Below are 20468 nucleotides of genomic sequence, written 5' to 3'. Positions count from 1 at the left end.
CAACCCATTCCCTCTCCCCGTGGGAGAGGGCTAGGGAGAGGGCAAAGCCCGCATTACGACAGTTGTTATAAAACCTACTTTACCCGTTTTCAGACGACCGCAGCTCTGTCACGAAAGAAAACCAAAAAGAAGTAGCGTGAGCTTTGCCCACGACCACACGGCTTCAAACACAACAAGGTCGTCTGAAAGTGCAAACATCAACGAAGTTAAAGCGAATGTAGCGAGTTTTGTTGAAACCCAAATACAGATTTCAGACGACCTTTGGGTCAAAGTCGCGGGCGAAGCCCACGCTACGACTGCCCCCATTTTTGGCTTCTCTGCCACTTAGAGTTTACCTGCCACCCCATCCCCTCTCCCCGTGGGAGAGGGCTAGGGAGAGGGCAAAGCACGAACCGTGCAGGGTACGCTTTTGGGTTTCAGTTTCACAATAGTCGGAACGTAGCGTGGGCTATGCCCACGACCACACAACATTCAAATGCAAATAAGGTCGTCTGAAAATCAAAAATCCTTACCCCACACGACTCTTCCACAACAAAGTGGACAAATTATTGAACCCCTTACCATCCGACACACAAAGGAGTCCTCATGCAACTTATCTTCGGCGCCAACGGCCCGTCCGGCCGCGCATTCATCCGCACGCTCACCCACCCCGCCGACACCGTCGCCGTATTAAGAAAGCCGTCTGAAGATTCGTTCTTTAGCGAACACCGCATTCAGACGACCGTAGCCGACGCGCTCGATACCGATGCGCTCGACAAAGTGTTCGCACAATACCGCCCCGACAGCGTCATCAGTTTCGTCGGCGGCAAAAACGAGCAAGGCATACGCAGCGACGCACTGGGCAACATCAACATCATCGCCGCCGCCCAAGCCGCCAACCCGCAAGCCCGTTTCATCCTGATTACCAGCATGGGCTGCGGCGAACAATGGGACATGATGAGCGAACCCTTCAAACAAGCCCTCGGCGAAGCCGTCCGCGCAAAAACCGAAGCCGAAATCTACCTCAAACAAAGCAGCCTGAACTGGACCATCCTCCGCCCCTGCGGCTTGGACAACAGCGAAGACAGCCGCCACATCCTGACCGACCACCCCGACAGCATCCCTAAAAACTACATGAGCCGAAACGGACTTGCCACCGCTGTCGCCGCTGTCCTGCAAGACCCCGGCAGCATTGGTAAAGTTTACACCGTCGGCGCAGGCAGTTAACACCGCGCCCATGGTCAAACAGGTCATCTGAAAAGGTTTCAGACGACCTGTTTGGCGCGTGACTGATTCGATAGGTAACAATATATCCGCTTATGACTTGGTAGGGATGAGCGGCAGAAGTTTATCGGCACGTTCAAGAAACAAGTTATCTTGAGGATAAATCGGATTGGGCAGATAGAGCGAGCGATAGCAAGAAATATCGACATCGTCATTCCCGCGCGGGCGGGTATTTGGAGGCTTGGGATTGCGGCAATCTTCATATTTTTCTGGAAAACTCAGGATCAGACTCACGCCTGAGTAGGAATGACAGTACGGCGTTGCTTATTCAAAATTTTATGAAAAAACGTCGTCTGAAATTTTCAGACGACGTTTTCTTGTCGGCAATCCATCAATATTTATTGATGTTGCTGTGGATATTGTATTGGTTGTATTCCGTATCGTGGGAATCTTGCGGCTCGTTGCGGACGTGCGGTTTGTCGTCAGACATGTTGTCCAAGTCGCGGCCTGGTTCGGATACGGTGTCGCCGATGTTGACGTTGGTCAGGTTTTCCAAAATGATGGCGGACGAGAGATGTTCGCCAGTGCGGTACACCATAGCCAATGCGGTTTCTTCGGCAGGGATGGAAACATATTTGACTACGCTCTTACGGCCTTTTTTGCCGTCTTCCAAATCAACTTTCACTTGGCGGTCGCGTTTGTAAATGCTCAAGACCGTGCCTTTGTCCAAGCCGTCGGCAGAACCTTTGTTCAGGGTAACGGTTTGGAATTGTCCGGCTTCGTGTACGCCGTCGAGGATGGAGATGACTTTACCGTCGATGTGTTGCGTCGGCGCGTGCGGCATGATTTGGAAGGGCTCGGTTTCGCCGTCCATTTTCAGCAGGAAGTCGCCTTTGCGGATTTCGGAAACGGCTTCTTCCACAATCATAGGCTGCGCGGTTTGGGTCGGTACTTTCGCCAGCGGATGCAGGCGGGTGTAGTATTCGCCGTCTTTCAGGTATTTGCGGTCTTCGTCGGAAGCGGAGTCCAGCGCGCTGTTGGTGTAGGGCAGGGTGCTGACGATGCCGCTGAAGACGACTTCTTGTCCGAGGTATTTGCGGGTATCGGGATCAGTCAGGTCTTTGACGGCGCGGTAAACCAGATAGCGGCCGGGTTCGGTAATGCCGTAGGCGTACACGCGTTCGCCTTTGCTGTACATAATGCGGTTGTCAGGGCCGTCGATCAGGCGCGGTGCGTCTTGGGTCTTCATTTGGTCGATGAACTGCGGATGTTGCATGAACATGCGGTAGAAGTTCACGTTGACGGTTTGGATGCCGTAGCCTGAAGAGGTTTCGCGAACGCGCGGGCTGAGCTTGATGACGGGAATGCCATCATTGCCTGCGGAGCCGTTTTCGAAGCCCAGTTGCGGGCGGCCGTTGACGTAGCGCAAAACCAACACCTGACCCGGATAAATCAGGTGCGGATTGCGGATTTCGCCGCGGTTTGCACCCCAAAGGCGGTTCCACTGCCACGGGCTGTACAGATATTTGCCGGAGATGCCCCAGAGTGTGTCGCCGTTTTTCACGACGTAGCGTTGCGGCGCATCGGGGCGCACTTTTAATGAAGCTGCTTGAGTGTGGGCGGAAATTGCCATGCCCGCGACACAAAGCAGGGTTATAATACGTTGTTGCATAACCGTTCCCCTTGAAATTGATTCGGTTTGTCTTTAAATGATAAACGGAGAAAATGAAATGGCCGGGAGTTTGCAAAAACCGCCGTCCCCCTTTAAAAAACGTCAATGGGCGTTTCGTGCGCATTGAACGGAAATTCATTGGTACATATTTTATCATTGAATGTTGGTGTCATCACGGGAATTGTGAAGACAGACGCAAAATTTGTATGAAAACACACACGATCTGCTGCCGGATGCGTTTGGATGCGCGTCCCAAGTATTGAAAAACGAAGAGAAAATTATGGCTTTACTGAATATCCTGCAATATCCCGACGAGCGACTGCACACCGTGGCAAAGCCTGTCGAAAAAGTCGATGAGCGCATCCAAAAGCTGGTTGCCGATATGTTTGAAACCATGTACGAAGCGCGCGGCATCGGGCTGGCGGCGACGCAGGTCGATGTGCATGAGCGCGTCGTCGTGATGGATTTGACCGAAGACCGCAGCGAGCCGCGCGTGTTCATCAACCCCGTCATTGTTGAAAAAGACGGCGAAACCACTTACGAAGAAGGCTGCCTGTCCGTGCCGGGTATTTACGACACCGTTACCCGCGCCGAACGCGTCAAGGTCGAGGCTTTGAACGAAAAAGGCGAGAAGTTCACACTGGAGGCGGACGGTCTGCTGGCGATTTGCGTGCAACACGAGCTGGATCACCTGATGGGCATCGTTTTTGTCGAACGCTTGTCGCAGCTCAAGCAGGGGCGGATTAAGACCAAACTGAAAAAACGTCAGAAACACACCATCTAAAAGCCGAATGATACGGTCGAACAGGTCGTCTGAAAGAGGGAAGCGGCAGGCAAGCCGTTGTTTTTCAAACTTTCAGACGACCTGTCGCAATGTTTGCCGTTGCGCTATATAGGTCGTCTGAAACCCATTTCCAAGGAGTTTCCCCATGAAAGTCATCTTTGCCGGTACGCCCGATTTTGCCGCTGCCGCCTTGAAAGCCATAGCCGCCGCCGGTTTTGAAATCCCGCTGGTGTTGACCCAGCCCGACCGTCCCAAAGGACGCGGGATGCAGCTTGCCCCGTCTCCCGTGAAGCAGGCAGCATTGGAATTGGGTTTGCGCGTGGCGCAGCCTGAAAAACTGCGCAACAACGCCGAAGCGCTGCAAATGCTCAAAGAGGTTGAGGCCGATGTAATGGTCGTTGCCGCCTACGGGCTGATTCTGCCGCAAGACGTGTTGGATACGCCGAAACACGGCTGCCTCAACATCCACGCCTCGCTGCTGCCCCGTTGGCGCGGCGCAGCGCCGATTCAGCGTGCGATTGAAGCAGGCGATGCCGAAACGGGCGTGTGCATCATGCAGATGGACATCGGTTTGGACACCGGCGATGTGGTCAGCGAACACCGTTACGCCATTCAACCGACTGATACGGCGAATGAAGTACACGACGCGCTGATGAATCTCGGTGCGGAAGCGATTGTTGCTGATTTGCAACAATTAAAGGCGGAGGGTCGTCTGAAAAGCGTCAAACAGCCCGAAGAAGGTGTGACTTATGCACAAAAATTAAGCAAAGAAGAAGCGCGTGTCGATTGGAACGAAAGCGCGGCAGTGATTGAACGCAAAATCCGCGCCTTCAACCCCGTCCCCGCTGCATGGGTGGAATATCAAGGCAAGCCGATGAAAATCTGGCGGGCTGAAGTAGTGGCACAACAAGGCAGGGCGGGAGAAGTGTTGTCCTGTTCGGCTGACGGCTTGGTCGTTGCCTGTGGCGAGAACGCGCTGAAAATTACCGAATTGCAGCCTTCGGGCAGCAAACGGATGCCGATTGCGGCGTTTGCGGCAGGACATAAGATTGAGGTTGGGACGGTTTTGTAGAAGCGGTTTGCAGACTGATTAATTTTCAGACGACCTTTCTTCTGATGATTCAGAGGTCGTCTGAAAATATCGGCAGGGAAACGTTTGGTTTTGTTGAACTGACGACAAGATTCCCCACGTTTAGGAGCAGATCATGGCAGTGTTTGAAGTAGTCGAAGACGATATTACGAAACTTGAAGTCGATGCCATCGTGAACGCCGCCAATGCCTCGTTGTTGGGCGGCGGAGGCGTGGACGGCGCGATTCACCGCGCGGCGGGACGGGAATTGTTGGAAGCGTGCAGAAAGTTGAACGGCTGCCGCACGGGCGAAGCGAAAATCACCAAAGGCTATCATCTGCCGGCGAAATTTGTGATTCACACCGTCGGGCCGGTTTGGTTCGGCGGACACCGCAGCGAAGCGGTCAAGCTGGCGGAAGCGTATCAAAATTCCCTGCTGTTGGCGCAAGAACACGGCATCCGCAGCATCGCCTTCCCCTGTATCAGCACGGGCGTGTACCGTTTCCCCGCCGATTTGGCTGCCGAGACTGCTTTGGCGATTTTGAAAAAAACCTTGCCGCAGTGTCCGTCTGTCGAAAAAATCGTTTTCTGTTGCTATTCGCCGCAGGATGCCGAACGCTATCGGGCATTGTTGGAACGGGACGGGGCGGTCGTCTGAAAGTCCCGAATCAGGCAAAACGGCAGATTAAATGTTTTCAGACCTCGGGCAAGCTTGAGGTCGTCTGAAAACAGAAAAGCCGGACAGACAGTCCGGCTTCCTATAAGAATCCATTAATCAAGAATCGATTAATCGTCGCAGTGGTTGTCGGTATCGACTCTGATGACGCGGCCGCTTTGTGAGGAAACGTCCACATCGTATTCGGTGCAGCCTCTGCGGATTTCGATTTCCCAGCGTCCGTCGCTGTGGTCGATGTCGGTAACGCGGCCGCCGCCGACGCGTTTCTTGGCGATTTTGACGGCTTGCGCTTGGGAGATGGCGCGGGAATGTTTGTGCGGTGCCGCCGCGGCGGTCAGGCTGCCGGAAACGAGTGCGGCAGAAACGGCAAGCAGGGAGAGGAAGCGTAAATTCATGATGAATCCTTATGTGTGTTGAAAAGAACGGACTATATGGATATTGTCATGAGCGGGCAATCGGATTAACACAATTTGAATCTTGCCCTGAACACCGCCCGAACCGCTTGTGCGGCGTTTACATTTTTAACGAACAAATCGAACCACAGCAGGTATTTAAGGAATTGAATTTATGAGTATGTCCCTCGCCCAAAAACTCGCCGCCGACAGCATTGCGGCGGTCGCCGAAGGGCGCAACCTTCAGGATGTGTTGGCGCAAATCCGCGCGGCGCATCCCGAGCTGACGGCGCAGGAAAACGGCGCGTTGCAGGATATTGCCTACGGCTGCCAGCGTTATCTGGGCAGCTTGAAACATATGCTCGCGCAGATGCTGAAAAAGCCGATTGACAATCCGCAGCTCGAAAGCCTGCTTTTGGCGGCAATGTACCAACTGCATTACACGCGCAACGCGCCTCATGCGGTGGTCAACGAGGCGGTCGAGAGTATCGCGAAAATCGGGCGCGGGCAGTACCGTTCGTTTGCCAACGCGATTTTGCGGCGTTTTTTGCGCGAGCGGCAGAAGCTGGAGGCTTCGTGCAAAAAAGACGATGTGGCGAAGTACAACCTGCCGCTGTGGTGGGTGGCATACCTGAAAAACCATTATCCGAAACACTGGCACAACATCACCACCGCGCTGCAATCGCATCCGCCGATGACGCTGCGGGTCAACCGACGCCACGGCAATGCCGAATCGTATTTGGAAAAGCTGGCGGCGGAAGGGGTTGTGGCTAAGGCGTTGGACGAATATGCGGTAACGCTGGAAGAAGCCGTGCCGGTGAACCGCCTGCCCGGTTTTGCCGAAGGGCTGGTGTCGGTGCAGGATTTCGGTGCGCAGCAGGCGGCGTATCTGTTAAACCCTAAAGACGGCGAACGGATTTTGGACGCGTGCGCCGCACCGGGCGGGAAGACGGGGCATATGTTGGAACTGGCGGATTGTCATGTTACCGCTTTGGACATAGACGAAGGTCGTCTGAAAAGGGTGAAGGACAATCTCGACCGCTTGGGGTTTCAGACGACCGCTCTGGCTTGCGCCGATGCGCAGGACTTGGCGGCGTGGTATGATGGAAAGCCTTTCGACGCCATCCTTGCCGACGTGCCGTGTACCGCTTCGGGTGTGGCGCGGCGCAATCCCGACGTGAAATGGCTGCGCCGTCCGACCGATGCCGCCAAAACCGCCCGTCAGCAGGAGGCATTGCTGGACGCGCTTTGGCAAACCCTGACGAAAAACGGCAGAATGCTGCTTGCCACCTGCTCGGTGTTCGTCGAAGAAAACGACGTTCAGTTGCAAAAATTCCTCAACCGCCACGCCGATGCAGAGCTGATCGAATCGCGTGTGCTTTTACCGAACAAACATCAAGATGGCTTTTATTACGCGCTTATCAAAAAGCAGTAAACGGCTGTTTGGAACGCTGTTGCTCGCCCTGTCGCTGAATGCGGCGGCGGAGGGCATCAGCGTGACCCGCTCCGAGGCGAAGCTGACCGAGACCGGACAGCTTTCCGTCAGCAGCCGTTTCCGCACCGATTTGCCCGACCAGCTCAAACAGGCGCTCCGGCAGGGCGTGCCGTTGAATTTTACTTTGAGCTGGCAGCTTTCTGCGCCGTCCATGCCGTCTTACCGCTTCAAGTTTGACCAGCTGCTCAACAGCGACAACACCATCCACTACAAACTTTCCTTCCATCCGCTGACCAACCGCTACCGCATAACCGTCGGCACGTTTTCCACCGAATACGACACGCTCGATACCGCCTTGCGCGGCGTAGGGGCGGTCGCCAACTGGAAAGTGCTGTCCAAAGGCGCGTTAAGCGGCGTCGCAGCGAAAGACACGCAAGCCGAAATCCGCCTGCTGCTCTCGACGGCGAAGCTGCCCAAACCCTTCCAAATCAACGCATTGACTTCTAAAAACTGGCACTTGGATTCCGGCTGGAAGTCGCTGACCATCTCTCAGGAGTAAACCATGCGCCGCTTTCTCCTGATTGCCGTGTTGGCGGCGGTGGGACTGCTCTACGGACTGACCATTGCAACGGGCAGCACCAGCCCGCTGGCGGAATATTTCTGGTGGATTATCGCCCTGTGTGCGCTGCTGATGCTGGTGTTGGCGTCGGTTTTGACGCGCTACGTCCTGCTCCTCATGCGCGACAAAAGCAAGGGCGTGTTCGGCTCGCAGATTGCGCGGCGGCTGTCGGGGATGTTTACGCTGGTGGCGGTATTGCCGGGCGTGTTCCTGTTCGGCGTTTCCGCGCAGTTCATCAACGGTACGATTAATTCGTGGTTCGGCAACGATACCCACGAAGCCCTCGAGCGCAGCCTGAACTTGAGCAAATCCGCGCTGAATCTGGCGGTGGACAACGCCGTCAGCAACGCCACGCCGGTGCAAATCGACCTGATTAGCACTGCGTCTGTGGACGGAGATTTGGGCAAAGCGTTGACCAGTGCCGCCAAATCGGGCGGCTTTACCCAGCTTTCGCTATACGACGTCAAAACCCATAAAACCGAGAAAAGTGTCAATCCGCTGAAACTAAACCAGCCCGAACTCGACAAAGAAGGATGGGAGAAGCTGGAGCAGACCGGCTCGATACGCAGTTTGGAAAACATAGAAAACGTCTTGTACGCGCAAGGCTGGATGCTGATCGGCGCGCACAACGGACGCGATTACGCCTTGTTTTTCCGCCAGCCCATCCCGCAGGATGTGGCGCAAGACGCGACGCTGATTGAAGCGGCGCGGGCGAAATACGCCGAATTGAGCTATACCAAACAAGGTCTGCAAACCTTCTTCTTGGCGACTTTGCTGGTTGCCGCGCTGTTGGCGATTTTCCTTGCCTTGGTAATGGCGCTGTATTTCGCCCGCCGCTTCGTCGAGCCGGTATTGTCGTTGGCAGAAGGCGCAAGGGCGGTGGCGCAGGGCGATTTCAGCCAGAAACGCCCCGTGTTCCGCAATGATGAATTCGGCAGGTTGACCCAGTTGTTCAACCACATGACCGAACAGCTTGCCATTGCCAAAGAAGCCGACGAGAACAACCGCCTGCGCGAAGAAGCGGCGCGCCACTATCTCGAATGCGTGTTGGAAAGTTTGACCACGGGCGTGATTACTTTGGATGCCGAAGGTCGTCTGAAAACCTTCAACAAAGCCGCCGAACGGATTTTGGGCATTGAATTGGTGCCGCTGTGGGGCAGCAACTGGCATGACTGGCGCGGACAATCGCCGCAGCAGACCCTGCTTGCTGAAGTGTTTGCCGCCATTGAAGAAACCGCCAATGCCGCCAAGCCCGTCCAAGTCGAATACGCCGCCCCCGACGATGCGCGCATTCTCTTGGGTAAAGCCACCATCCTGCCCGACGACAACGACAACGGCGTGGTAATGGTGATTGACGACATCACCGTCCTCATCCGCGCCCAAAAAGAAGCCGCTTGGGGCGAAGTGGCGAAACGGTTGGCGCATGAAATCCGCAATCCGCTCACGCCTATCCAACTTTCCGCCGAGAGATTGGCATGGAAATTGCATGATAAATTGGACGAACAACACGCCCAAATCCTCAACCGTTCGACCGACACCATCGTCAAACAGGTGGCGGCATTGAAAGAAATGGTCGAAGCCTTCCGCAATTACGCCCGCGCTCCGTCGCTGAATTTTGAAAAACACGATTTGAACCGCTTGGTCGAAGAAGTGTTGCTGCTGTACGAGGGCGGGGCGTGCCGCTTTGTTCCGAACTTGTCCGACAAACCGCAGCCGATTTCCGCCGATACCACCGCCATGCGGCAGGTGTTGCACAATATTTTCAAAAACGCGGCGGAGGCGGCGGAAGAGGCAGAAGTTCCGCAAGTGAATGTCAGTGTCGGTGAAGATAACGACGGACAGGTTTTATTGACCGTTTGTAACAACGGCAAAGGTTTCAGCAAGGAAATGCTGCATAATGCCTTCGAGCCGTATGTTACCGACAAGCCGACAGGTACGGGTCTGGGATTGCCCGTTGTGAAGAAAATCATCGAAGAGCACGGCGGCCGCATCAGCCTGAGCAATCAGAACGAAGGCGGCGCGTGTGTGAAAATAGCCTTACCCCGATTGGTAGAAACTTATGCGTAGCAGTGATATTTTAATTGTAGATGACGAAGTAGGTATCCGCGACTTGCTCTCGGAAATCCTCCAAGACGAAGGTTATTCCGTGGCTTTGGCGGAGAACGCCGAAGAGGCGCGCCAACTGCGCCACCAAACCCGTCCCGCCATGGTGTTGTTGGACATCTGGATGCCCGACTGCGACGGCATCACCCTGCTCAAAGAGTGGGCGAAAAACGGGCAGCTCAATATGCCCGTGGTGATGATGAGCGGACACGCCAGCATCGACACCGCCGTCGAAGCCACCAAAATCGGCGCGCTCGACTTTTTGGAAAAACCGGTTGCCCTGCAAAAGCTGCTCTCTACCGTCGACCGCGCCCTCAAACACGGCGAAATGCAGATGGCGGCGGGCTTGTCCTTCGATAAGCTCGGCAACAGCCCCGCCATTCAGGAATTCAAACAGCAGCTCGAGCCTGCCGTGAAAAAAAGCGGTCCCGTGCTGCTCAGCGGCGAAACCGGTTCGCCGTTTGAAATCGTTGCCCGCTATTTCCACAAAAGCGGCACACCTTGGGTCGAACTCAGCCGCGTCGAACTCATCGCGGACGCGCCTTTAGAGTTGCTGCAAAAAGCATCGGGCGGCACGCTCTATCTCGGTGATGCCGCGCAGTACAGCAAAAACATCCAAAACGGCATCAGCTTCATCCTCGGTAAGGCAGACCGTTACAACGTGCGTGTCATTGTCGCCGGCAGCCATGCCGCCGATGAAAGCCCGGCAGACGCCATTGCCGATGCCAAGTTGTCCGAACTGCTCTCCGGCAACGTCATCAGCATCCCGCCGTTGCGCAGCCAATCCGAAGACATCGCCTTCTTGGTCAACCAAGTCATGACCGAATTGGCGGACAGTGAAAAAATCCAGCCCGTCAAATTCAGCAACGGCTCGCTGACTGTCCTCTGCCAATACAACTGGCCGGGCAATTTCGACCAACTCCGCAGCGTCGTGAAAAACCTGATGCTGGAAGCGGACGGACAAGAAGTCCACGAGCAGGCGGTCGTTGCCGCATTGGGACAAAAACGGGCAACGGTTGCTACCGAAATCGTCGGCGGTTTCAACTTCAACATGCCTTTGCGCGAACTGCGTGAAGAGTTGGAACGCCGCTATTTCGAATACCACATCGCCCAAGAAGGGCAAAACATGAGTCGCGTCGCCCAAAAAGTCGGCTTGGAGCGCACGCACCTTTACCGCAAACTCAAACAATTAGGCATCAGCGTTTCCCGCCGCAGCGCAGCGGAAAAAGCAGAAGAGTAGGGCGGCAGTAGGATAAAAGGTCGTCTGAAAGCATATGGCACGCCGCGGTATGTTTTCAGACGACCTTGTTTGCCATCAACTCGACCGCTTTTGCCGTATCCAACCCACTGATGCAAATCCGGTTCATTTATTGAATGCGCCATTCCCGTGCAGGCGGGAGAAGGAATCACGGCTGCGTGCGACAATCATTTGAATAACAGATATTTCTACCGTATCGTGTAGAATATAAAAATATTACAAAAGTTACTAACGGGCTGCCGGCTGTTCAGCAGCATCCGCATGGCGGTGAACGGACAGGAAACCGGAAGCTGGCGCGGGAACGCCGTATCGGTTTAAAGTTCGCCGGTTTTATCTTTAAATACTGACATTTATCCGTTTTCAGACGACCTCACGAACAAAGGTCGTCTGAAAACAACAAGGGGACACAATTGATGACGGAAAATGACCGCCTTGCCTGGCTGCAACTGGCGTTTACGCCTTATGTCGGCGCGGAGGGCTTCTTGCTCCTGCTGCAACGTTTCGGCAGCGCGAAAGCCGCGCTGGATGCTCCGGCGGAACAAATAGCCGCGGTGGTGCGCCACAAGCAGGCAGCCGAATCTTGGCGCAACGGCGAAAAACGGGCGTTGGCGCAAAAGGCTGCGGAAGCGGCGTTGCAATGGGAAACGCAGGACGGCTGCCGTTTGTTGCTGCTGCAAGATGATGATTTTCCCGAAATGCTGACGCAGGGCATTACCGCGCCGCCGGTTTTGTTTTTGCGCGGCAACGTGCAACTGCTGCACAAACCTTCCGCCGCCATCGTCGGCAGCCGCCATGCCACGCCGCAGGCGATGCGGATTGCCAAAGATTTTGGTAGGGCGTTGAGCGAAAAGGATATTCCTGTCGTGTCGGGTATGGCTTCGGGTATAGACACCGCCGCCCATCAAGGCGCGTTACAGGCGGGCGGCAGTACCATCGCCGTCTGGGGAACGGGCATAGACCGCATTTATCCGCCGTCCAATAAAAACCTTGCCTATGAAATCGCCGAAAAAGGGTTGATCGTCAGCGAGTTTCCTTTGGATACGCGGCCTTTTGCGGGCAACTTCCCGCGCCGCAACCGCCTGATCGCTGCATTGTCGCAGGTTACGCTGGTGGTCGAGGCCGCCTTGGAATCCGGTTCACTGATTACCGCCAAGCTGGCGGCGGAGATGGGGCGGGAGGTGATGGCGGTACCCGGTTCGATAGACAATCCGCACAGCAAAGGCTGTCACAAGCTGATTAAAGACGGCGCGAAATTGGTGGAATGTTTGGACGACATCCTTCACGAATGTCCGGGGCTATTGCAAAATGCGGCAGTTCCATCATATTCTATAAATAAGAAAAACAAAAAAACGGAAAAACGCACTGCCGTCAGAGAGACGTCGTCTGAACCTGTTTTACCGTTTTCAGACGACCTTCATGTCCGAAAACAGCCGGCGCAAGCCAATACGGTTGCCGCGCCGACAGCGGAAGACGGGCTGCTGGACGCCATGGGTTACGACCCCGTTCATCCCGATATATTGGCGCAGCAAACCGCATGGGCGGCGGCAGACGTTTACGCTCGACTGCTGGAATACGAACTCGACGGCATCGTCGCCGCCTTGCCGGGCGGACGCTATCAGCGCATAAAAGCATAATTGATTCATTCATTAAGGAACCAGCATGACAGAAGTCATCGCCTATCTCATCGAACACTTCCAAGATTTCGACAACTGCCCGCCGCCGGAGGATTTGGGCCGCCTGTTGGAAGATGCGGGTTTTGACGTAACGGAAATCGGCAATACGCTGATGATGATGGAAGTGTTGTTCAATACGTCCGAATTCGCCGCCGCGCCGTTCGACAGCCATGCCCTGCGCGTGTATTGCAACGAGGAAGTGGAAAACCTGCCGCAGGAAGTCATGGGGCTGATGCAGTATCTGGTTGCCGAACGCGCCATCACTTACGAGCAGCGCGAAATCGTCATCCACGCCCTGATGCACATCCCGCCCGAAGAAATCACACTCGATACGGCGAAAGTGCTGGTGTTGCTCTTATTGTGGGCGCACAAAAGCGAATTGCCCGTCTTAATCGGCGACGACCTGATGGGCGCGCTCAACGGCAAAGCGACCATGCATTAAACCTTTTCAGACGACCTTTTGACGCAGCTTGTTCAGAAAGGTCGTCTGAAACGCATCATCCAATACATTAAAAGAGAACAAACAATGGCGAAAAACCTCTTAATCGTCGAATCACCGTCCAAAGCCAAAACCCTGAAAAAATACCTTGGCGGCGATTTCGAAATTTTGGCCTCCTACGGCCACGTCCGCGACCTCGTCCCCAAAAACGGTGCCGTCGATCCCGAACACGACTTCGCCATGAAATACGAGCTGATCAAACGCAACGCCAAACACGTCGATGCGATTGTTGCCGGAGCTAAAGAAGCCGAAAACATCTACCTCGCAACCGACCCGGATAGGGAAGGCGAAGCGATTTCCTGGCACCTTTTTGAAATCCTCAAATCCAAACGCGGCCTGAAAAACATCAAGCCACAGCGTGTCGTGTTCCACGAAATCACCAAAAATGCCGTGCTCGATGCCGTCGCCAATCCGCGCGAAATCGAAATGGATTTGGTCGATGCGCAACAAGCCCGCCGCGCTTTGGACTATCTGGTCGGTTTCAACCTCTCGCCATTGTTGTGGAAAAAAATCCGCCGCGGCTTGAGCGCAGGCCGTGTGCAAAGTCCCGCCTTGCGTTTGATTTGCGAACGCGAAAACGAAATCCGCGCGTTTGAAGCGCAGGAATATTGGACGGTGCATCTCGACAGCCACAAAGGCCGCAGCAAGTTCACCGCCAAACTCGCCCAATACAACGGGGCGAAACTCGAACAATTCGACCTGCCAAACGAAGCCGCGCAAGCCGACGTGTTGAAAGAACTTGAAGGCAAAGAGGCCGTCGTTACCGCCATCGAAAAGAAAAAGCGCAACCGCAATCCCGCCGCGCCGTTCACCACATCCACCATGCAGCAGGATGCCGTGCGCAAACTCGGCTTCACCACCGACCGCACCATGCGTACCGCCCAGCAGCTTTACGAAGGTATAGACGTGGGGCAGGGCGCCATCGGTCTGATTACCTATATGCGTACCGACAGCGTGAACTTGGCTGACGAAGCGTTAACCGAAATCCGCCATTACATCGAAAACAAAATCGGCAAAGAATATCTGCCGAGTGCCGCCAAACAATACAAAACCAAATCCAAAAACGCCCAAGAAGCGCACGAAGCCATCCGTCCGACTTCCGTGTACCGCACGCCCGAAAGCGTCAAACCCTTCCTGAGTGCAGACCAGTTCAAACTCTATCAAATGATTTGGCAGCGTACCGTCGCCTGTCAGATGACGCCCGCCAAATTCGACCAAACCACCGTCGATATTACCGTCGGCAAAGGCGTATTCCGCGTAACCGGACAAGTGCAAACCTTCGCAGGCTTCCTCAGCGTTTACGAAGAAAGCAGCGACGATGAAGAAGGCGAAGACAGCAAAAAACTGCCCGAAATGAGCGAAGGCGACAAATTGCCCGTGGACAAACTCTACGGCGAGCAACACTTTACCACCCCGCCGCCGCGCTACAACGAAGCCACGCTGGTTAAAGCCCTCGAAGAATACGGCATCGGCCGCCCCTCGACCTACGCCAGCATCATCTCCACGCTCAAAGACCGCGAATACGTTACCCTTGAGCAAAAACGCTTCATGCCCACCGATACAGGCGACATCGTCAACAAATTCCTGACCGAACACTTCGCCCAATACGTCGACTATCACTTCACCGCCAAACTCGAAGACCAGCTCGACGAAATCGCCGACGGCAAACGCCGCTGGATTCCTGTGATGGACAAATTCTGGAAACCGTTCATCAAGCAAGTGGAAGAAAAAGAAGGCATCGAACGCGCCAAATTCACCACGCAGGAACTCGACGAAACCTGTCCGAAATGCGGCGAACACAAACTGCAAATCAAGTTCGGCAAAATGGGCCGCTTCGTCGCCTGCGCCGGCTATCCCGAGTGCAGCTACACGCGCAACGTCAACGAAACCGCCGAAGAAGCCGCCGAGCGCATCGCCAAAGCCGAAGCAGAACAAGCCGAACTTGATGGGCGCGAATGCCCCAAATGCGGCGGACGGCTGGTGTACAAATACAGCCGTACCGGCAGCAAATTCATCGGCTGCGCAAACTACCCCAAATGCAAGCACGTCGAGCCGCTGGAAAAACCCAAAGATACCGGCGTCCAATGCCCGCAATGCAAAAAAGGCAACCTCGTCGAGCGCAAATCCCGCTACGGCAAACTGTTTTACAGTTGCAGCACCTATCCCGACTGCAACTACGCCACTTGGAACCCGCCCGTTGCCGAAGAATGCCCGAACTGCCATTGGCCGGTCTTGACCATCAAAACCACCAAACGCTGGGGCGTGGAAAAAGTCTGTCCGCAAAAAGAATGCGGCTGGAAAGAACAGATTGAACCGCCTGCACCGAAAGAATGATGAAAGTAGGTTGGTTTAAAGAGAAAAGGTCGTCTGAAAAAATTTCAGACGACCTTTGCTGTTCTGTGATTGTTTTATTTAAATCCGCGTGTCGTTTTAAAGTCCGATAAAATACGGTTCATTTCTGGTTCAAATAAGGCTATGTAATCGTAAGATAGACCGCGGCTGGCACTAGGGTGGGGCAGGCAGACGACTTCGCAATTTTCAAACGATTGGAATCTGATTTTGAAACGTGTACCGCTAAAATCTTTTTGTACTACTCGTAGCGGTTGAGTTTGTTTTCCGACAAGCTGCTCGAAGCGCGGCAATACATTTGCGCAATTAAGATAATTTGTCAGGTTGCTTCCCATGAAGAGAATCAATTTAGGGCGTAGTTTCTCAATGTGGTAGAGAAAATTATCGACGTGTTCAGGTTGGAGAAATTTGTTTGGATTGTCGATTTTGTTGCCCTGAGTGGCTGCCCAGTTGGTTTGAACCAGGGATTTTTCAAATGCACCGCCCAATCCATTTTCGTCTAAGGGGTGTCCCCACATTTCAAACCAGTTTTTTATCGTATTGTCGTAACGCCACTTTTTTGCCTGCTCACCATAATAGAGGGATTTATTGGCAAATGTATGGTCGATTTTGTTTTCAGGGAGTTTGTATTCACCTGCTACATAAGCAGCCTCATCGGCTTTACTCCAACCCCATTCATACCCACAAATCATTAAACCATGTTTGTCGTTGTAACCTTGGAATATACTGTTACTGAGATTCAGGTCTGACATGATAATAACCTTATATAAATATTTCACAGAGAGATACTCATTATAAATAAGTAAATGTAATTTATCTAGTTTAAGTTTAAAATGCACTTTACATGGTGAAACATAGTTCAGTATTTCATGTCGTCAAACTCAAACTGAAAAGGTCGTCTGAAAAATTTTCAGACGACCTTTTCAGTCTTATTAAGAAAGGATTTAACGCCTTGCAAAAACCAGTGTGGCAAGAAAGAATAAACTGACTATCAGAGCAACGGTTTTGCCGATCAAGGGCAGGCAAAAGACGAACCAAAGCAGACCGCGTCCCAAGTTCGGAATCAATCCCAAGTGGCGGTAATATTCGTCAAAGAAATGGGCGTGGGCGGTGAAGGCAATCACGCCGCCGATATAAACACCCAAAATAATTTTCCAAAGCGGCATTGTCAGCCATCCATATTTTCATTAAGTATTATGGCCAATAGACTGAAAAAACGGTGGGAAAGTTCTAATGGTGGACGTAAGCAACCTTTTTATTTGAGAAAATATTTTATGATTTATAAAATTTTGTAAGTTTACCATTATAAAAAATAAAATTTCACGATGCGCCGATTTGTTTTCATGCGGCCTTAAATGAAAAAAACGCTGCGGTATAATGGCTGCTTTGTCATTCTTTAGAGGTCGTCTGAAACTGTTGGACGATTCGTTTTAATCATGAGCAAACACAGCAAACATTCAAATCAAGTCCGCATCATCGGCGGGCAATGCAGGGGACGGAAACTGGTTTTTGCAGATGCGGACGGTCTGCGTCCAACGCCTGACAGTGTCCGCGAAAAACTTTTCAATTGGCTGGGTCAGGATTTGACCGGTATGAATGCGTTGGATTTGTTTGCTGGAAGCGGCGCGTTGGGATTTGAGGCCGCGTCCCGTAACGCGAAGAGGGTGGTGCTGGCAGATAATAATCGCAAAACTGCCGATATGCTGCGGCAAAACGCCAGAGCATTGGGTTTGGATAAACTGGAAATCCTCAATACCGATGGCCTTGCGTATCTGCAGAGGTCGTCTGAAAAGTTTGATGTGGTCTTTTTGGATCCGCCGTTTGCGTGGCAGGATTGGGAAAATTTGTTTGCTTCTTTGAAAAACAGCTTGAAAAACGGGGCAATGGTCTATATTGAAGCAGGGGAGCTGCCCGATTTCCCCGAGTGGCTGGAGCCTTATCGCGAAGGACGGGCGGGTAAGAGCAGTTTTGTGCTCTTGCAGTTTGTCCAAGTAGCTGAATAGTAAGAGATTTGAGAATCATTACCAGGGTGTAAACATTCGCCTAAACGGATTGTTTTTGACGCGTTTGTGCTATAATCCGCGCCCAATCGGTTTTGATAATTTAAATGAAAAAGGAAAAGAAATGTCGCTCTTTATTACAGATGAGTGCATTAACTGTGACGTTTGCGAGCCGGAGTGCCCCAATGACGCCATCTCGCAAGGCGAGGAAATTTACGAAATCAACCCTAATTTGTGTACGCAGTGCGTAGGCCATTACGATGAGCCGCAATGTCAGCAGGTATGTCCCGTGGACTGCATCCTGATTGATGAAGAGCATCCGGAAACACACGAAGAGCTGATGGCAAAATACGAAAAAATCATTCAGTTCAAATAAATTCTTTTTTAAAGCAATAAATTGAGTGATTTTAAGAAAACAAAATTAAAAAAGAACTTGACGAAAATCTGAGTCACGAATAAACTTGCGTTCTCTTTTGGTGGGATTCCCGAGCGGTCAAAGGGGGCAGACTGTAAATCTGTTGCGAGAGCTTCGAAGGTTCGAATCCTTCTCCCACCACCAAATTCCAATGTGTTGGAGCATTGATGCAGTAAGTCTGCGGGTGTAGCTCAATGGTAGAGCAGAAGCCTTCCAAGCTTACGGTGAGGGTTCGATTCCCTTCACCCGCTCCAATAGTCTATTGGCCCATGTAGCTCAGGGGTAGAGCACTCCCTTGGTAAGGGAGAGGCCGGCAGTTCAAATCTGCCCATGGGCACCAAATACCATTTTCTCAGTATTTTAAAGATAGGAAATTTGCCATGGCAAAGGAAAAATTTGAACGTAGCAAACCGCACGTAAACGTTGGCACCATTGGTCACGTTGACCATGGTAAAACCACTCTGACTGCTGCTTTGACTACTATTTTGGCTAAAAAATTTGGTGGTGCTGCAAAAGCTTACGACCAAATCGACAACGCTCCCGAAGAAAAAGCCCGCGGTATTACCATTAATACCTCACACGTAGAATACGAAACCGAAACCCGCCACTACGCACACGTAGACTGCCCGGGTCACGCCGACTACGTTAAAAACATGATTACTGGTGCCGCACAAATGGACGGCGCGATCTTGGTATGTTCCGCTGCTGATGGTCCTATGCCGCAAACCCGCGAACACATCCTATTGGCTCGCCAAGTAGGCGTACCTTACATCATCGTGTTCATGAACAAATGCGACATGGTTGATGATGCCGAGCTGTTGGAGCTGGTTGAAATGGAAATCCGTGACTTGCTGTCAAGCTACGACTTCCCAGGTGACGACTGCCCGATCGTACAAGGTTCTGCACTGAAAGCCTTGGAAGGCGACGCCGCTTACGAAGAAAAAATCTTCGAACTGGCTGCCGCATTGGACAGCTACATCCCGACTCCTGAGCGTGCCGTGGACAAACCGTTCTTGTTGCCTATCGAAGACGTATTCTCTATCTCAGGTCGTGGTACAGTAGTAACCGGCCGTGTAGAGCGCGGTGTCATCCACGTTGGTGACGAGATCGAAATCGTAGGTCTGAAAGAAACCCAAAAAACCACTTGTACCGGTGTTGAAATGTTCCGCAAACTGCTGGACGAAGGTCAAGCAGGTGACAACGTAGGCGTATTGCTGCGCGGTACCAAACGTGAAGAAGTGGAACGCGGTCAAGTATTGGCTAAACCGGGTACCATCACTCCTCACACTAAATTCAAAGCAGAAGTTTACGTATTGAGCAAAGAAGAGGGTGGTCGTCATACTCCGTTCTTCGCTAACTACCGTCCTCAATTCTACTTCCGTACTACCGACGTAACCGGCGCGGTTACTTTGGAAGAAGGTGTAGAAATGGTTATGCCTGGTGAGAACGTAGCCATCACTGTAGAACTGATTGCACCGATCGCTATGGAAGAAGGTCTGCGCTTTGCGATTCGCGAAGGTGGCCGTACCGTAGGTGCGGGTGTGGTTTCTTCTATCATTGCTTAATTGAAGGATATCGATAAATGGCAAACCAAAAAATCCGTATCCGCCTGAAAGCTTATGATTACAGCCTGATTGACCGTTCTGCTCAAGAAATCGTTGAAACTGCAAAACGTACCGGCGCCGTTGTAAAAGGTCCGATTCCGTTGCCGACTAAAATCGAGCGTTTCAACATTCTGCGTTCTCCACACGTGAACAAAACTTCTCGTGAACAATTGGAAATCCGCACCCACTTGCGCCTGATGGACATCGTGGACTGGACTGACAAAACTACCGATGCACTGATGAAACTGGACTTGCCAGCCGGTGTTGATGTAGAAATTAAAGTTCAATAATTGTTGCCTTTATGAAACCGAACGGGTATCCCGTTCGGTTTTTTGTTATCCACGTGTGTTGTAGAAATTAACAGCACTGTTACACTTTCGGCCTTTGTTTGAAAATCTGGTTGGGAAATGATTCGGTATTATCAAGAATGTCGATAGACGTAGGAAATACGCTCTGTTCTTGACAACGCTGGATAGTTATTTAAAGAAACATTTAAGCAAAAACAAAAGCTGTCCGAGGCAGAAAAAAGTCTAAACAACGTGACAATTTCCTATATCTAAGGTCGTCTGAAAGCCATTTATATCTTTCAGATTATATCTTTCAGACGACCTTTATGGATTTAACTAAAATGAGTCCGTTTTATAGTCAATTAAAAACAAAATAGTACAATACTCAACTTTGAAGGTTTAACCATGGCATACTCTGCGGACTTAAGAA

Annotated in this window: 19 protein-coding genes, 3 tRNA genes and 2 pseudogenes; 20 read left to right on the top strand and 4 right to left on the bottom strand. The window is 52.4% G+C overall.

Annotation, left to right across the window (positions count from 1 at the left end; translation table 11 throughout):
• The first annotated feature begins 136 nt into the window (after positions 1 to 136).
• Together AC5M9B_RS00215 and AC5M9B_RS00210 are read left to right on the top strand one after the other, a co-directional pair.
• Positions 137 to 328, top strand: coding sequence for a hypothetical protein (locus tag AC5M9B_RS00215; RefSeq protein ID WP_141752028.1), 192 nt, complete (start codon positions 137 to 139; stop codon positions 326 to 328).
• A 257-nt stretch (positions 329 to 585) separates the two neighbouring features.
• Complete coding sequence (locus AC5M9B_RS00210; RefSeq protein ID WP_070655277.1) at positions 586 to 1206, top strand: NAD(P)H-binding protein; 621 nt, start codon at positions 586 to 588, stop codon at positions 1204 to 1206.
• 388 nt (positions 1207 to 1594) lie between these two features.
• Here the strand turns inward: AC5M9B_RS00210 and AC5M9B_RS00205 are convergent, their stop codons facing one another.
• On the bottom strand, positions 1595 to 2875 hold the full coding sequence (locus tag AC5M9B_RS00205) for a LysM peptidoglycan-binding domain-containing protein (RefSeq protein ID WP_070655275.1): 1281 nt from the start codon (positions 2873 to 2875) through the stop codon (positions 1595 to 1597).
• Between the two features lie 280 nt (positions 2876 to 3155).
• Between AC5M9B_RS00205 and def the strand changes: the two genes are divergently transcribed.
• From def to AC5M9B_RS00190, 3 genes are all read left to right on the top strand, one after another.
• A complete protein-coding gene (gene def, locus AC5M9B_RS00200; protein ID WP_016688303.1) occupies positions 3156 to 3659 on the top strand; it encodes a peptide deformylase in 504 nt (167 codons plus the stop codon).
• Between the two features lie 145 nt (positions 3660 to 3804).
• Complete coding sequence (fmt, locus tag AC5M9B_RS00195) at positions 3805 to 4731, top strand: methionyl-tRNA formyltransferase (protein WP_070655272.1); 927 nt, start codon at positions 3805 to 3807, stop codon at positions 4729 to 4731.
• Positions 4732 to 4864: 133 nt separating this feature from the next.
• A complete protein-coding gene (locus AC5M9B_RS00190) occupies positions 4865 to 5386 on the top strand; it encodes an O-acetyl-ADP-ribose deacetylase (RefSeq protein WP_070655271.1) in 522 nt (173 codons plus the stop codon).
• A gap of 128 nt (positions 5387 to 5514) precedes the next feature.
• On the opposite strand, the gene AC5M9B_RS00185 is transcribed toward AC5M9B_RS00190, so the two are convergent.
• Positions 5515 to 5799: a PepSY domain-containing protein gene (locus AC5M9B_RS00185; RefSeq protein WP_070655269.1), complete on the bottom strand. Its 285-nt coding sequence runs from the start codon at positions 5797 to 5799 to the stop codon at positions 5515 to 5517.
• Between the two features lie 172 nt (positions 5800 to 5971).
• On the opposite strand from AC5M9B_RS00185, the gene rsmB reads away from it, so the two are divergent.
• From rsmB to topA, 8 genes and pseudogenes are all read left to right on the top strand, one after another.
• Positions 5972 to 7231 (top strand): 16S rRNA (cytosine(967)-C(5))-methyltransferase RsmB, encoded by a 1260-nt coding sequence (gene rsmB / locus AC5M9B_RS00180; RefSeq protein WP_070655267.1) that lies wholly within the window; start codon positions 5972 to 5974, stop codon positions 7229 to 7231.
• Positions 7197 to 7790: a DUF4390 domain-containing protein gene (locus AC5M9B_RS00175; protein ID WP_009312693.1), complete on the top strand. Its 594-nt coding sequence runs from the start codon at positions 7197 to 7199 to the stop codon at positions 7788 to 7790. Before rsmB ends, AC5M9B_RS00175 begins: the two co-directional genes overlap by 35 nt.
• Before the next feature lie 3 nt (positions 7791 to 7793).
• A complete protein-coding gene (locus AC5M9B_RS00170; RefSeq protein ID WP_487648069.1) occupies positions 7794 to 9917 on the top strand; it encodes a sensor histidine kinase in 2124 nt (707 codons plus the stop codon).
• Positions 9910 to 11193, top strand: a complete 1284-nt coding sequence (locus AC5M9B_RS00165) for a sigma-54-dependent transcriptional regulator (protein ID WP_070655260.1) — start codon at positions 9910 to 9912, stop codon at positions 11191 to 11193. The genes AC5M9B_RS00170 and AC5M9B_RS00165 overlap by 8 nt, the downstream gene beginning before the upstream one ends.
• Before the next feature lie 431 nt (positions 11194 to 11624).
• Positions 11625 to 12555: pseudogene (dprA, locus tag AC5M9B_RS00160) on the top strand (DNA-processing protein DprA); the annotation flags it as partial.
• A gap of 134 nt (positions 12556 to 12689) precedes the next feature.
• A pseudogene (locus tag AC5M9B_RS00155) lies at positions 12690 to 12845 on the top strand (DprA-like winged helix domain-containing protein); the annotation flags it as partial.
• A 25-nt stretch (positions 12846 to 12870) separates the two neighbouring features.
• The gene (locus tag AC5M9B_RS00150; protein WP_003742632.1) at positions 12871 to 13326 is read left to right on the top strand and encodes a Smg family protein; all 456 of its coding nucleotides are present in this window, start codon (positions 12871 to 12873) and stop codon (positions 13324 to 13326) included.
• Between the two features lie 84 nt (positions 13327 to 13410).
• Positions 13411 to 15717, top strand: coding sequence for a type I DNA topoisomerase (topA, locus tag AC5M9B_RS00145; RefSeq protein ID WP_070655256.1), 2307 nt, complete (start codon positions 13411 to 13413; stop codon positions 15715 to 15717).
• A gap of 74 nt (positions 15718 to 15791) precedes the next feature.
• Here the strand turns inward: topA and AC5M9B_RS00140 are convergent, their stop codons facing one another.
• Together AC5M9B_RS00140 and AC5M9B_RS00135 are read right to left on the bottom strand one after the other, a co-directional pair.
• The gene (locus AC5M9B_RS00140) at positions 15792 to 16487 is read right to left on the bottom strand and encodes a hypothetical protein (RefSeq protein WP_029609880.1); all 696 of its coding nucleotides are present in this window, start codon (positions 16485 to 16487) and stop codon (positions 15792 to 15794) included.
• A 189-nt stretch (positions 16488 to 16676) separates the two neighbouring features.
• Positions 16677 to 16898 carry a hypothetical protein gene (locus tag AC5M9B_RS00135; protein ID WP_003742639.1) on the bottom strand — a complete coding sequence of 74 codons (222 nt, stop codon included), beginning with the start codon at positions 16896 to 16898 and terminating at the stop codon, positions 16677 to 16679.
• Between the two features lie 270 nt (positions 16899 to 17168).
• On the opposite strand from AC5M9B_RS00135, the gene rsmD reads away from it, so the two are divergent.
• The 7 genes from rsmD (at position 17169) to rpsJ (ending at position 20041) form a co-directional block, all read left to right on the top strand.
• Positions 17169 to 17735: a 16S rRNA (guanine(966)-N(2))-methyltransferase RsmD gene (gene rsmD / locus AC5M9B_RS00130; protein WP_070655252.1), complete on the top strand. Its 567-nt coding sequence runs from the start codon at positions 17169 to 17171 to the stop codon at positions 17733 to 17735.
• Positions 17736 to 17856: 121 nt separating this feature from the next.
• Positions 17857 to 18108: a YfhL family 4Fe-4S dicluster ferredoxin gene (locus AC5M9B_RS00125; protein ID WP_003679513.1), complete on the top strand. Its 252-nt coding sequence runs from the start codon at positions 17857 to 17859 to the stop codon at positions 18106 to 18108.
• Between the two features lie 99 nt (positions 18109 to 18207).
• Positions 18208 to 18291: transfer RNA gene (locus AC5M9B_RS00120), tRNA-Tyr, on the top strand.
• Between the two features lie 36 nt (positions 18292 to 18327).
• Positions 18328 to 18401 (top strand) — tRNA-Gly (locus tag AC5M9B_RS00115).
• A gap of 11 nt (positions 18402 to 18412) precedes the next feature.
• A tRNA-Thr gene (locus AC5M9B_RS00110) sits at positions 18413 to 18487 on the top strand.
• A gap of 40 nt (positions 18488 to 18527) precedes the next feature.
• Positions 18528 to 19712 (top strand): elongation factor Tu, encoded by a 1185-nt coding sequence (gene tuf, locus AC5M9B_RS00105; protein WP_003742643.1) that lies wholly within the window; start codon positions 18528 to 18530, stop codon positions 19710 to 19712.
• Positions 19713 to 19729: 17 nt separating this feature from the next.
• Positions 19730 to 20041, top strand: coding sequence for a 30S ribosomal protein S10 (rpsJ, locus tag AC5M9B_RS00100; protein ID WP_002642322.1), 312 nt, complete (start codon positions 19730 to 19732; stop codon positions 20039 to 20041).
• The last annotated feature ends 427 nt before the right edge of the window (positions 20042 to 20468 follow it).

It is taken from the genome of Neisseria flava (assembly GCF_982712965.1).
The sequence above is the reverse complement of the archived record's forward strand: the minus strand, read 5'-3'. Positions and strand labels throughout refer to the sequence as shown.

Excerpts from the sequence above, each read along its gene's own strand:
- AC5M9B_RS00205 (WP_070655275.1), bottom strand. The coding sequence starts at position 2,875 with ATGCAACAACGTATTATAACCCTGCTTTGTGTCGCGGGCATGGCAATT.
- tuf (WP_003742643.1), top strand. The coding sequence starts at position 18,528 with ATGGCAAAGGAAAAATTTGAACGTAGCAAACCGCACGTAAACGTTGGC.
- AC5M9B_RS00170 (WP_487648069.1), top strand. The coding sequence starts at position 7,794 with ATGCGCCGCTTTCTCCTGATTGCCGTGTTGGCGGCGGTGGGACTGCTC.
- AC5M9B_RS00165 (WP_070655260.1), top strand. The coding sequence starts at position 9,910 with ATGCGTAGCAGTGATATTTTAATTGTAGATGACGAAGTAGGTATCCGC.
- def (WP_016688303.1), top strand. The coding sequence starts at position 3,156 with ATGGCTTTACTGAATATCCTGCAATATCCCGACGAGCGACTGCACACC.
- AC5M9B_RS00210 (WP_070655277.1), top strand. The coding sequence starts at position 586 with ATGCAACTTATCTTCGGCGCCAACGGCCCGTCCGGCCGCGCATTCATC.
- rsmB (WP_070655267.1), top strand. The coding sequence starts at position 5,972 with ATGAGTATGTCCCTCGCCCAAAAACTCGCCGCCGACAGCATTGCGGCG.
- rsmD (WP_070655252.1), top strand. The coding sequence starts at position 17,169 with ATGAGCAAACACAGCAAACATTCAAATCAAGTCCGCATCATCGGCGGG.
- AC5M9B_RS00135 (WP_003742639.1), bottom strand. The coding sequence starts at position 16,898 with ATGCCGCTTTGGAAAATTATTTTGGGTGTTTATATCGGCGGCGTGATT.
- AC5M9B_RS00185 (WP_070655269.1), bottom strand. The coding sequence starts at position 5,799 with ATGAATTTACGCTTCCTCTCCCTGCTTGCCGTTTCTGCCGCACTCGTT.
- AC5M9B_RS00150 (WP_003742632.1), top strand. The coding sequence starts at position 12,871 with ATGACAGAAGTCATCGCCTATCTCATCGAACACTTCCAAGATTTCGAC.
- topA (WP_070655256.1), top strand. The coding sequence starts at position 13,411 with ATGGCGAAAAACCTCTTAATCGTCGAATCACCGTCCAAAGCCAAAACC.
- AC5M9B_RS00125 (WP_003679513.1), top strand. The coding sequence starts at position 17,857 with ATGTCGCTCTTTATTACAGATGAGTGCATTAACTGTGACGTTTGCGAG.
- AC5M9B_RS00190 (WP_070655271.1), top strand. The coding sequence starts at position 4,865 with ATGGCAGTGTTTGAAGTAGTCGAAGACGATATTACGAAACTTGAAGTC.
- fmt (WP_070655272.1), top strand. The coding sequence starts at position 3,805 with ATGAAAGTCATCTTTGCCGGTACGCCCGATTTTGCCGCTGCCGCCTTG.
- rpsJ (WP_002642322.1), top strand. The coding sequence starts at position 19,730 with ATGGCAAACCAAAAAATCCGTATCCGCCTGAAAGCTTATGATTACAGC.
- AC5M9B_RS00175 (WP_009312693.1), top strand. The coding sequence starts at position 7,197 with ATGGCTTTTATTACGCGCTTATCAAAAAGCAGTAAACGGCTGTTTGGA.